Annotated in this window: 11 protein-coding genes and 1 pseudogene; 7 read left to right on the top strand and 5 right to left on the bottom strand. The window is 44.2% G+C overall.

Annotated elements, in window-relative coordinates; all coding sequences use genetic code 11:
- Positions 1-101: 101 nt before the first annotated feature.
- The 6 genes from BQ9893_RS18840 (at position 102) to BQ9893_RS18815 (ending at position 6,629) form a co-directional block, all read left to right on the top strand.
- Positions 102-725: a master DNA invertase Mpi family serine-type recombinase gene (locus BQ9893_RS18840; RefSeq protein ID WP_075967480.1), complete on the top strand. Its 624-nt coding sequence runs from the start codon at positions 102-104 to the stop codon at positions 723-725.
- Between the two features lie 358 nt (positions 726-1,083).
- Entirely contained in the window at positions 1,084-1,545 is a 462-nt protein-coding gene (gene ndk / locus BQ9893_RS18835) for a nucleoside-diphosphate kinase (protein ID WP_075967479.1), read from the top strand.
- Between the two features lie 291 nt (positions 1,546-1,836).
- On the top strand, positions 1,837-2,343 hold the full coding sequence (locus tag BQ9893_RS18830; protein ID WP_075967478.1) for a DUF4494 domain-containing protein: 507 nt from the start codon (positions 1,837-1,839) through the stop codon (positions 2,341-2,343).
- Complete coding sequence (locus BQ9893_RS18825) at positions 2,340-3,008, top strand: YggS family pyridoxal phosphate-dependent enzyme (RefSeq protein WP_075967477.1); 669 nt, start codon at positions 2,340-2,342, stop codon at positions 3,006-3,008. Before BQ9893_RS18830 ends, BQ9893_RS18825 begins: the two co-directional genes overlap by 4 nt.
- An 85-nt stretch (positions 3,009-3,093) precedes the next feature.
- Positions 3,094-4,071, top strand: a complete 978-nt coding sequence (locus tag BQ9893_RS18820; RefSeq protein WP_075967476.1) for a dihydroorotate dehydrogenase-like protein — start codon at positions 3,094-3,096, stop codon at positions 4,069-4,071.
- Positions 4,072-4,184: 113 nt separating this feature from the next.
- Entirely contained in the window at positions 4,185-6,629 is a 2,445-nt protein-coding gene (locus BQ9893_RS18815; protein WP_075967475.1) for an FAD-dependent oxidoreductase, read from the top strand.
- Between the two features lie 206 nt (positions 6,630-6,835).
- Here BQ9893_RS18815 and BQ9893_RS18810 read toward each other — a convergent pair whose 3' ends face one another.
- Positions 6,836-7,663 carry a PHP domain-containing protein gene (locus BQ9893_RS18810; RefSeq protein ID WP_075967474.1) on the bottom strand — a complete coding sequence of 276 codons (828 nt, stop codon included), beginning with the start codon at positions 7,661-7,663 and terminating at the stop codon, positions 6,836-6,838.
- Between the two features lie 9 nt (positions 7,664-7,672).
- Positions 7,673-8,059 (bottom strand): VOC family protein, encoded by a 387-nt coding sequence (locus BQ9893_RS18805; RefSeq protein ID WP_208610830.1) that lies wholly within the window; start codon positions 8,057-8,059, stop codon positions 7,673-7,675.
- Between the two features lie 134 nt (positions 8,060-8,193).
- On the opposite strand from BQ9893_RS18805, the gene BQ9893_RS18800 reads away from it, so the two are divergent.
- Positions 8,194-9,015 (top strand): AraC family transcriptional regulator, encoded by an 822-nt coding sequence (locus tag BQ9893_RS18800; protein ID WP_075967473.1) that lies wholly within the window; start codon positions 8,194-8,196, stop codon positions 9,013-9,015.
- 13 nt (positions 9,016-9,028) lie between these two features.
- Here BQ9893_RS18800 and BQ9893_RS18795 read toward each other — a convergent pair whose 3' ends face one another.
- The 3 genes and pseudogenes from BQ9893_RS18795 to BQ9893_RS18785 form a co-directional block, all read right to left on the bottom strand.
- Positions 9,029-9,661, bottom strand: a complete 633-nt coding sequence (locus BQ9893_RS18795; RefSeq protein ID WP_075967472.1) for a hypothetical protein — start codon at positions 9,659-9,661, stop codon at positions 9,029-9,031.
- Positions 9,662-9,752: 91 nt separating this feature from the next.
- A complete protein-coding gene (locus BQ9893_RS18790; protein WP_244155219.1) occupies positions 9,753-10,256 on the bottom strand; it encodes a DUF5018-related domain-containing protein in 504 nt (167 codons plus the stop codon).
- A 406-nt stretch (positions 10,257-10,662) separates the two neighbouring features.
- Positions 10,663-12,878 (bottom strand): annotated as a pseudogene (locus BQ9893_RS18785) (hypothetical protein); the annotation flags it as partial.

Below are 12,878 nucleotides of genomic sequence, written 5' to 3'. Positions count from 1 at the left end.
TTATAATCATATGACAATAAAAAAAGTTGGTAAATACTAATCCCACCCTTTCTTTTCTATTTCTGAAGTATCTTTAGTTATTCATTTAATATTCAGATGGTATGATATACGGTTATGTAAGAGTCAGTACGGATAAACAGAGTACTGAGAATCAACGTTTCGAGATTGAAAACTATTCAAAAGCGAAAGGTTTCCGTATCGAACGTTGGGTAGACGAAACAATTAGCGGAACAACAAATGTATCGGATCGCCAACTCGGCAGATTACTAAAGCAAATTCGTAAAGGTGACACACTTGTAACAACAGAATTATCAAGGCTTGGCCGTAATTTGATGCAGGTCATGAGCTTCCTTCACCAGTGCATGGAACGGGATATCATCGTCCTTACAGTCAAAGAGCGCTATGAATTAGGGAATAATATCAATAGTAAAATCCTGGCCTTCGCCTTTAGCCTGAGCGCGGAAATCGAACGTAATCTGATCTCACAACGTACCCGTGAGGCACTTGCGCGTAAAAAAGCAGAAGGCACGATACTCGGTCGTCCGAAAGGTAAAAAGACCATGCAGGTCAGGTTGTCAGGAAAAGAAAATGTCATCAAGAAAATGATCAATGAAAAATGCTCGATGAACGAAATCGCCGAAAAATTCGGAGTAAACCGTCAAACTCTCCGCGATTTCCTCCGGGATACTTTTCCGGACTGGAGAAAATATAGATATATTAAGTAATCGGGCCTGCATGGCTTTAATTGTCTGAATGTTAATCTATGTAACCTTGATAAAATGTTTTTGAGGTAATTTATTATCAGTCAATACGGCATGTCCGATGAGGCAAAGTGATCCACATACTAAATAATCCAAAACCTGCCGCTCGCTGTACTAACGGCATGTGGTTGGTTTTGGATTATTTAGTATTTCTCCGACAGAATAGGAATACCTCTTTTCACACAGTCATACCCTGCATATTCTCCTTCCGTTTTTTCTACTTTTCAAAATCTTTATTGAATATTATACGATAAATCAACTTTTTAGAAATAATTGCTTTATCTTTGACAGATACATCAAATCTCCTATAAACAAAAACAGTATGGAAAAGACACTTGTTATCCTGAAACCCTGTACTATTCAGCGAGGACTGATCGGGGAAATAATCTCCCGCTTCGAGAGAAAGGGCCTACAACTGGCAGGCATGAAAATGATCTGGCTGACAGATAATATCCTCAGTGAACATTATGCACACCTGAAAGAAAAGCCTTTCTTCCAACGCATCAAAGACGCCATGTCGGTATGTCCCGTCATCGTATGTTGCTGGGAAGGGGTGGACGCCATACAGGTCGTCCGCCAGTTGACAGGCGCCACCAACGGAAGAAACGCACAGCCGGGAACGATCCGCGGCGACTTCAGTATGAGCGTACAAGAAAACATCGTACATGCTTCCGATTCGCCTGAAACAGCAGCCATCGAATTGAAACGCTTTTTCAATGACGATGAATTGTTCGACTACAAAACGAATAATCTGTTAGCAATCTATGCCAACGACGAGTTTTGAAACATAAAAGAGCCGGAAAGCAAGGGGAAATTCCTACACTTCCGGCTCTGATATTTTAGAACCTCTGCCCTATCCCTCTCGAACCGGACAAAACAACCTAATTACTAATCTAAAAATCTAATACCATGAAAAAACACACTACGCTTATATAACCGGAGTACGCGGTAAAAGGTTCACTGTGATCCCAATAATTGACAAAGAAATCCATTCCGGTTGTTTAATTCCCGAATTGCCGTTATATTTGTGCCTCGTTTGAAATAGAAATACAGACATTATAAAACGTATAAATATATGCATAACTGGTTTGAATGTAAAGTCTCCTTCGAGAAAATCATGGAGAATGGAATACAAAAGAAAGTGACGGAACCTTATCTGGTCGACGCCCTGTCATTCACGGAAGCGGAAGCCCGTATCATCGAAGAAATCCGTCCCTTCGTATCCGGTGAATTTACAGTGACAGACATCAAACGCGCCCGCTTGTCAGAGTTGTTTTTCAACGAAAACGGCGACCGCTTCTATAAGATCAAAGTTTACTTCATCACCCTCGACGAAAAGAGCGGAGCCGAAAAGAAAACCGCAGCACAGATGCTGGCACAAGCGTCGAACCTGAAAGATGCCATCGCCGTACTGGAAGACGGCATGAAGGGTACGCTTGCCGACTATACGATCGCATCCGTCACGGAAACCCCGCTGATGGATGTCTTCCCCTTTGACGCCAACAGTATCCCTGCAGAAAAGAAATCCGAGGAAGAACTGATTGCCGAACAGAAAAAACAGGCTGAAACAAGAGAAGCATGAGCATCACCGAGAATATAACAAGACTGAAAGCATCGCTGCCGGCAGGTGTCACGCTGGTAGCGGTCTCCAAGTTCCATCCGGCCGAGGCTTTGCAAGAAGCCTACAACGCCGGACAACGTGTATTTGGTGAAAGCAGGGCCCAGGAACTGACGGCCAAGCAAAAAGTTTTGCCCGGTGACATCGAGTGGCATTTTATCGGCCCGTTGCAAAGTAACAAGGTGAAAGACATCGCCCCGTTCATCCACATGATACACAGCATCGACTCACTGAAACTTTTGCAGGAGGTCGACAAACAGGCGGCCAAACATAACCGCATCATCCGTGTACTGCTGGAGATACATGTCGCGCAGGAAGAAGCCAAACACGGTTTCAGTCCCGATGAATGTCGCGAACTGCTGCACGGTCTATCACCCGAAACCCTTCCCCACATCCGGATATGCGGACTGATGGGGATGGCTACAAACACCGACGACACAGTTCAGATCCAGAATGAGTTTCATAAACTCCATGAACTTTTCTCTGAACTGAAAAACTCGGTATTCAAAGGTGACGAATACTTCCGCGAATTATCGATGGGAATGAGCCATGACTACCCGGTAGCCATCCGCGAAGGCAGTACAATGGTACGTATAGGAACCAGTATTTTCGGAGAACGGGAATATTGAGTTTTAACCATTTTAAAGGGCAAGAATAGATAAGGTAGAAAATAATTCTCTATTTTTGTAATCGTTGAACATAATTGAATCTGACATGATTGACATTAAAACACAATATGCGGGCCTAACACTCCGTAACCCGCTTATCGTCGGAAGTTCCGGTCTGACAAACAATGCGGAACGAAATAAGGAATTTGAAAAAGCCGGTGCCGGAGCGATCGTGCTGAAATCTCTCTTCGAAGAGCAGATTGAAATGCAAAGCAATGCATTGATGCAGGATTCGGACTATCCCGAAGCAGCCGATTACATACGCAGCTATGTAAAAGCAAATCAGATAAACGGTTATCTGGAACTGATCCAGAAGACAAAAGAATCATGCACCATCCCGGTTATCGCAAGCATCAACTGTTATAAATCGGATGCATGGGTCGAATTTGCCCGCCAAATCGAATTGGCTGGAGCCGATGCCTTGGAACTGAACGTGTTCTTCCTGGAAACAGACCTCACATACAGCAGCGAAAACATGCGCGACTTGTATGTCAGCATTATCCGCAAAGTGAAAGAAACGGTTTCGATCCCTGTCATGATCAAGATGAGCAAAATGGTCGGTAACATTCCGGCCGTCGCCCATACGCTGACCGTAAACGGAGCGGACGGAATCGTCCTCTTCAACCGTTTTTACCAACCGGATATCGACATCAACAATATGCAAATCGTCTCAGGCAACGTCTTCAGCAACCATTCCGATTTGAGTGACACGCTTCGTTGGACGGCAATCGTTTCGGGCAAGATACCCGGAATCAGTATTGCTTCCTCTACCGGCGTACACGATTGGGAAGATGTCATCAAATGCCTGTTGGCAGGAGCCGATGCCGTACAGATGTGCAGCGCCGTTTATACACACGGGGCGGAAATCATCTCACAAGTCCTCACCTGTATCGAAGAATGGATGCACCAAGCACATTACCAGTCGCTTGACCAGTTCAAAGGCAAACTGAACTATGCAAACATTCCCAATCCGGCGATGTATGAACGCTCGCAATTCATGAAATATTTCTCCAATAGAGATTAAACAAACTATCTATCCGTCGTCCGACGAAAATCTTTTTACAAAAGGATGCATGTTATTTTCAGAAAGCATGCATCCTTTTGCTTTAAAAAATGATAAACAAACACACTTACAACATGAACTACCTGATTATAGGAGGAGTAGCCGGAGGAGCTACCGTCGCAGCACGTCTGCGCAGAATAGATGAAAAAGCCAATATCATCCTGTTCGAACGAGGAAAATATGTATCGTATGCCAACTGTGGCTTACCTTATTATATAGGTGGCACGATCAACAATCGGGAAAAGCTGTTCGTACAGACAGTGAAAGGCTTCACAGGCCGTTTCCGGATTGATATCCGTACAAAACAGGAAGTAACCGCCATCCGTCCGGATAAAAAAGAAGTAGAAGTCAAGAACCTGTCCACCGGTGAAACATACACCGAAACATACGACAAACTGGTACTTTCACCGGGAGCCGAACCGCTCCGGCCTGGTATCGAAGGGATCGGAAGCAAGAAGATATTCACGCTCCGCAACGTGCCGGACACCGATACGATCAAGAATTACGTCAATACCGAAAACCCGAAACACGCTATCGTTGTAGGTGGAGGCTTTATCGGACTGGAAATGGCGGAAAACCTGCATGACTTAGGCATCCAGGTCGACGTGGTGGAAATGGCTGACCAAGTGATGGCTCCGTTAGACTTCTCAATGGCAGCAATCGTACACCGGCAACTGACCGAGAAAGGAGTCGGACTGCACTTGGAAGATGGTGTCAACCGTTTTGAAGAAAAAGACGGTGGTGTGACCGTACACCTCCGCAGTGGCAAACAGATCGCTACCGACATGGTTTTGCTGAGCATCGGGGTACGCCCGGAAACCAAACTAGCCAAAGATGCAGGACTCGCCATCGGAGAACGGGGTGGCATCGCCGTAAACGATTACATGCAAACTTCCGATGCCGATATATATGCTCTCGGCGACGCTGTCGAAACACGCCATCTCGTAACCGGACAACCGACCCTTATTCCGCTGGCAGGACCGGCAAACAAACAGGGACGCATCGTGGCAGACAATATCGTATTTGGCAACAAAGAAAAATATCCGGGATCAATCGGAACCTCCATCGCGAAAGTATTCGACCTGACGGTTGCCACATCCGGTGCCAATGCCAAATTGTTGAAACGTAATAATATCGCATACATATCATCCTATACGCACGGAGTGTCGCATGCCGGATATTATCCGAATGCCGTTTCATTGTCTATCAAGATATTGTTCGCTCCGAAAAACGGCAAACTGTTAGGAGCTCAAGTTGTCGGTTTCGACGGAGTAGACAAACGCATCGAGATGCTGGCACAAGTGATACAGCGAGGCGGGACAGTCTACGACCTGGCGGAATTGGAACATGCCTATGCTCCGCCCTATTCGTCAGCTAAAGATCCTGTGAATATGGCCGGATTCGTTGCTGAAAATATTTTAAGCGAAAAGTCCCGGATCATCCAATGGCGCGAACTCGCTGAACTTCCGGCCGACACGATTCGAATCGATGTCCGTACACACGACGAATATAAATTAGGTACAATTCCCGGATTTATAAACATACCGGTAGATGAATTACGCGAACATTTAGACGAACTGCCGAAAGAGAAACCGATCGTCGTAACCTGTGCAGTCGGACTGCGTGGTTACCTGGCCTATCGCATCTTGGTGCAGAATGGCTTCAAGCATGTGCGCAACCTGTCCGGTGGATACAAAACGTGGAGCGTGGCGACCGCACCCATAAAAGAGGTCGTTTCCCACAAGCCGGAAACACAGGGAGGCACAAGTTGCGGATACTCCGCCCCCCAGGCCACTCCGTTGAAAGTAGATGCATGCGGACTGATGTGTCCCGGACCTGTGATGCAATTGAAAAAGAACTACGAGACGTTGAAGGCCGGTGAACAACTTCAGATAACTGCCACCGACCAGGCTTTTGGCAAGGATGTCGCTTCCTGGTGCAAGATGACAGGCGCAGAACTGGTTGCATTGGAAAACAAAAACGGAGTGGTTGCCGCCACCATTCGTAAACAGGATAAAACAGCTTCCTGCGAGATTTCACGGAATAATGCCGACAACAAGACACTGATCGTCTTCAGCGATGACCTGGACAAGGCATTAGCCTCCTTTGTCATTGCCAATGGAGCGGCTTCGACCGGCAAGAAAGTGACCATGTTCTTTACGTTTTGGGGGTTGAATGTGATCAAGAAACAGCATAAACCTGTAGTCTCCAAAGATATTTTCGGTAAGATGTTCGGCTGGATGCTTCCGTCATACAGCGGCAAACTCAAACTGTCTAAAATGAATATGGGAGGTGCCGGTAGCTGGATGATGCGTCTCATCATGAAGCAAAAGCGAATCGACAGCCTGGAAAGCCTGATCCGACAAGCCATAGACAATGGCGTGGAAATGATCGCCTGCACCATGAGCATGGATGTCATGGGCGTGCAAAAAGAAGAACTGATGGACAATGTCACGCTGGGTGGCGTGGCTTCTTATCTCGAACGGGCAGAAGAGGCGAATGTAAATCTGTTCATCTGATTTGATTCATCCCTCCCTTTCAAAGAGGCTGTGTCGTAATTAAGTTTTACGGCGTAGCCTCTGTTTTTCTTGACTTCGTCACTCATTATTTCTCCATTTTATATATTCTTGATAAATAGCAATTTATATATTTGCATCATCCAAAAACGGGTGGTGCATTGATGAAGTCAGGACGAAAATCTTTTTCAAAAGCATGCATGCTATTTTCAATATCTTTTAGGGATAAAAAAATCTTTTTCCGTAAGATTACATCTTTGAGCAATCCGTTTGCAATAATCGAGTCTTCCTACTGTGTGGTTTCGCGAATCGGAACCAAATACGAATTTCAATCCGGCCTTTTTTGCCATTAAAATAAAATCTTCATGTGGCACTTGTACAGTATCGTTTATTTCTATTGCGATATTTCTTGAACGAGCAGCATCAACAATCTGTTGCAACCTATTCTTTGTCCAAAGGATATCATATTTTCGTTGTATACAACAAGGAAGAAAAAGAGGACAGGCAAATATATCCAACGGCTCACTTCCGATAAGAATATCCATGTAATGTTGCATGTTGCGTTTCATAAATTCATCCGGGTCATCTATGTATGCATTATATTCCCATAACAAGATTGTTTCTCCGTAACCGTTTCCTTTTGCCACAATCTGCGGATCCATCGCAATATAATCTGCCTGTGCAATTAATTCGGGTGACAGTTTTTCCGACCATCCCGGGCTCATAGGTTGTAAACCTATATAAACAGGATATGGTTTTATTGTGTTGATATATTCTTCTAATTGAGCATCATTGGTAATGCCCCACGGGGCGACATTCTCCATGACACCAATTTTCATATTTAATTGTCGGGATTTGGCGATAATATCTTCAATCGTAAGCTCTTTGGAACGGTGAACATGTAAATCCATCAGGGGAAATTTAAAATCACCCATTGCTTTCTCTGTCGAAATCTCCTTTTCTGCCGCCAAATTTGTATTCCAAAAAGAACCTGTGCATAGCAACCCTGATATCTGTAGAAAAGTTTTCCTGTCCATAATTTGTATCTATTCCGTTATTTCAATAAGATTATTTTCAGGACCCTGTATACAACTTTCATAAAATCCGTCCCCCGTTTTCCTTGGCCCGCTTATCACTGCGTACCCGTTATTCTCCAGCACACGGGTAAGATTGTCTACGGCTTCTTTGCTACCCACAGAAAAAGCAATATGAATATATCCACTTAGAAACTGATCTTTCTCCCGAGTGAGGATTTCAGGACGATTCATGATTTCTAATCGTGAACCATCTGCAAAAGTTAAAAAATAGGTTCTTAATCCTGTTTTGGGATTATGATACATTTGATTGGCTTGTGCAGAAAAGAAATGGACAAAAAAGTTTTTCATATTCTCCAAATCATGCACATATATCGCCATGTGATCCAATTTTATCATCGCTATATTTTTTGTTGGCAAAGTTAATTCATGGCAAACCTATGTATTTGTTTCATTTTCCATAAAGATTGTCTTATATTTGTATGATTCGTTATGTTCTCATTTTTGTTTAGAATAATATAAACCATAGAGTAATGTTATTGGAAAACCAATCATTTTCGTATGACTACGTTCGACTTTTCCCCCAAGAGCAAATCGGGTTACACAGACAGCCCTCATGGGAATTGACACTTATTGTTATCGGTTCCGGTATAAAACTTATCGGAGATACGACAGAACCGTTTCAAAGCGGTGAAGTCGTAATAATACCACCAGAAATTCCCCATTGTTGGTATTTTAATGGTGACAAGACCGATACAGACGGCAAAATAGTAAACATTACATTATCATTTACTCATGAATTTCTCAATCATTGCTCATTAAATTTCCCTGAACTCCACCGACATATTGAAAAATTCAAAAATATCCAAGAAGCCCTAAAATACAATGATTCCCAATCTATAATCATTGCATCTATTTTAAAATCAATGCATAAACAAAATGAAGTGGAACGCCTTTCGGCTATGATAAAATTACTCGCCGTTTTGCCGTTGGCGGATAAAACCCGTACTGTAGGAAAATATACGAAGAAAGACAAGAAACAGAAACGGCTGGATATGATACGCATTTTTGTAATCTGTAATGCATATCGGAATATTTCTCTTGACGATGTTGTTCGCCATGTTGGAATGAACAAGTCGGCTTTCTGTTCATTTTTCAAACAATCAACAGGAAAAACCTTCACTACTTATTTAAATGAGTACAGGATAGAACTCGCATGCCAATTATTAGAACAAGAATATATATCCATATCTGAAATATGTTATCATGTCGGTTTTACTGATATCCCATATTTTAACCGAGTATTCAAAAAATATAAAGGATGTTCCCCTTCGCAATATCGTTGCAAAAAATAAAGCCATAATTTTTTTAATTCAAAGACAAGGCATAATTGCATAAATTTTTGACTTCGCTAACAGTTTCAAAAGTCACCTTATGATCATCTATATATTGTTTGAGCAATTCTTTATGTTTAGGAAATATTTTCAGGAATTGTTTTTCAGTAGAGAATCGTTTTAACCGTTTATTTTTTTCGATATAAAACCGGCATACTATTTTGGCAAGAACGGCATTTTTTTCATTATCTCCTGAGCCATATACCATATTGGAGTAACTATCAACAGAAGCCGTTTCTGTTTTTCCTCCAAACGTCAAGTCTTTTTTTATTCTTTTCTGACCGAGATATTGAACTAAAATACGTGGATTCGCTTGTATGACTTCTGCAGCTTCATCACGATCCACCAATACGAATATCCGTTCTCCCACCTTTATGGACACAATCATATCGGGATCTGCAAATTCTTTTATTTCATTATCTTTATCAATAAATTTAAACCTGTTTCTCAGGAGATCGTAATTGGATCGTACCTGAAAAACTCTCCCATCTTTATAATGGATGTAGGAATCGGCAAAATCAGAGAACAGATAGAAGGAACGATCTTCTTGAGTCCAACAAACAAATGAACTACAACAAAGAAAGAGTACAAAAAGGAGATATTTCATATTATTAGGATAAAGAAGATGATAAAATAGTTGAAAGAAGAAAGAGGCGATTGGCTTTACCTCTCTTCCCCTTTCTTCTTTTTCTAATGATTTAAATAGAACCGGAACTCCATTTATATGCTTCCTCCGAAGTTACAGGTAACACATGTACTTGGATTTCATACAAACGCTTGTATTCCGAAGCTCCATCAGGACGAAGAGCCGTATTTGTCACCAGATATTGACAAGGCTGTGAAAAATCGCCGGGCGTACCTAACTTGGGAGCTCCATTAACCGGATCTACCCTACATGCTCCCTGATCATCAAGGATGAATTCCAAGACCATCTCATTTATTTTCACCGGCATAATGACACTTCGAAACATACCTTCTTGCACTTCTTCGTAATAAGCAGAGGGTTTCACATTTTCAGTATTGAATGCTGTCTTAACAAACAAATGGCCTTTATTGGGCGTTATATATTCAACTTTGTCTAATAAAAAAACATGAATGATATGTTTTTTCCCCTCAGGAGCCGAACTGTCATCAACAATTTCTTTTATATTATTGACAGTCATTGTTTCACCAACCGCTAACGACTTGTTCAATATCGTCATTGAAGCCCCGGTATTGTTGGTATATTCAATGCCATTCTCTATATATAATCCGCAAAACGAAATGTTTCGACTTTTGGGAACGAAACGTTCTTTTTCCCAAAACGAAACGTTCTTTTTTTTCGCACCCCTAAACACCCTCTACCCTGCCCTTTTCCGCTTAATTTCTCACTTCTAATTATTACTAAGAAATTTGGTAGTCTCGCCAAAAATCGCTACATTTGTATAGTATAAATTGGTGTGTTGTGCACTCTCTCACACATACTAAAGCACTATCAAATTTCATTTTCTTAAACCATTTTCGACCGGCTTACGCCGGTATTTATAATAACACGAACGGCGTTCGGAAACCATCCGAACACCGTTCGTTCGTTTTAGTCGCTTCGCTCCACGCTTTGGCGCTTTGCGCTTACAACACTTCGCAAATCGCTTTATACGCTTTGATGCTTTGCGCCCGAACGAGTTTGCCGCGGAAGGCCAGACGGGAACCGACATACGTGTTCGAGTGCGATGCATCGGAATTCGCATTCGCATTCGACACGCCGCCAGACGCACTCGCATAGCGGTACCCGCGATAGACCACACGGACTGTTGAGGTACTTATCCAGTATTTATCGCAATAATATGTACTGGATGAGCCGTTTGCGCTTCCAACAGGCACCATATCCATATACTTGCCATGCGCGACACCTACTATCCATTGGTCGCTGGTAGTCTTACCTTTGACAAAACGAGTACTGCCATCCGGCATCCAGATTCGCCATTTGCCCACGTTGTCGCTATCGTTCGGCAGATCCACGCCGTCCATCATGTCATACTTGTTGCCGTAAATGTCCTCATAGCCCAAACAGCAGATATTGTTTACCTGAGTCACGGTCGGAGAACCATACTCGTCCTGGCCACGATACCAAGCGTATTGGTGGATAGAACCGTCCACGATGGAATTCGTGATCTTGTCGTTTATTTTATACGCTTCATCATAACCGATCGTATCCTGCATACCATAACCGGCTGTACCGCCCGTGATACGATTGTTCGTATGCTGACCACCTCCGCACTGTTCCTGGCTGTCGCGACGACCATAACGGGCATAAAACAGGTTCGCAATACGAGAGTGCATCAATGCGTCTATCTGTTGCATACCGCGCTGAACCGAGTAATAATGAAAGTCGATCCAGTTCATACTGGCCGTCGTGGAATTACCTGTTATGCACGAACGCAACTTGCTACCTACCACACTGCTGCCTACTATCGCACAAAGATGTTCCTCGTTGGCTACCCAATCGGGCTCCATATCCTCAATCTTGTCGGAGTTAGAAAGAACGACCTTGTCGAACTCGGCCGTGTTCAAGATCGAGAAGTGCAAGGCCGTGGCATCCTCCGGAACATCCGATATCAAGTACATGCCGGCCTCGAACTTCAGACCGATTGTTGGAACCACGATAGTTTTGACTACATTTCCAGAGCTGTCTACAAATATGCTGCCTACCAAACCCGTACCCGGTACGCTCGGGAAACGTACACGCTTGTAACCTTGCACATCCACCTTGCAGACTGAATACGCCTTGTCCGTGCTGTAGGAATCCTTCAGCGTGGACTTGCCGCTCAACAGCTTGCGCTCCGCAAGGTAACCGCCCTGCGTGCCCTTGATATCGTCCAATGTCAGCACCGTCACGTCAGGGACGGGGGGCATATCATCGGGACCGTTGGAGCTGTAACAACTGTAGTTCTTCCCGTTCAGGTAGTCGTTGATACCCTTCGACCAAAAGAACGGCTCGTACATCATCCAATCACCCTCGCTGCCGTCAAGTTTCGCCGTACTGCCGTCGTAATATTTGTTGCTGTCGGCATCATCCAAAGGACAGTAGGTCATCTCACCGTCCGGATTGTTGATGTCAACCGTCTGGCCCGCCATCTCCTCTTTACGGCTTGTGGGCTTTTTCGTCACCTTGGCTAGCACACGGTGGCGCTTCTTGAAGATCGCCGCCACGTGGGCATTCATGACGTAAGCATTTCCATACTTATAGCCGGTCTCGTTGTCCGGGTTGGAGATATTGGCATCGTCCGGTACGCTCTCGTCCGACTCGATGATACTGTAGGCCGGTTGCACAATCTCCAGTTCAGGGTACCGCTCCCTGTATCTGTCCGCTTCTTCGTCCTCCATGTACTTTGTCAGGCGGAGCCTGCCACGCAATCCGGAATGACGGTTGTCTATCGCTCCGGTGGAGGTATAGGTACCATAATCGTAGTATTTTCCGAGCAGCCTGCCGTCATCCTCCATATCGATGTCAAGGACAAAACGCTCCAGTTTACCGCTACCGTTCAACTTGGCCTGATGAAGACGTTCCAGCATGGCAAACCCGTCAATGCCCGGACAACCCATGAACCGGTAGCCTCGCACGTTACCGATGCCATCCAGTACCAATCCGCTCTCTGCCAACCTGGGAAGATATTCCAGAAACAGTTCCTCTATCGTTTCCGGCAAGCATAACTGCACAACAGGCGCACCGGTGGCAAGTTTCACGCGGGTAAGCCCCGTGCCTCTCACGTCCAGCTTCTTCAACCGTCCCTGCCAGCTCAAGTCCAAGGTCGTCACGTTGCCGTTATCGCCATTCCGTGCCAGCA

Origin of the sequence: Parabacteroides massiliensis, assembly GCF_900155425.1 — a bacterium.
GTDB lineage: Bacteria > Bacteroidota > Bacteroidia > Bacteroidales > Tannerellaceae > Parabacteroides > Parabacteroides massiliensis.
Note: the sequence above shows the minus strand (reverse complement) of the source record. Positions and strands in the feature narration are given on the sequence as shown.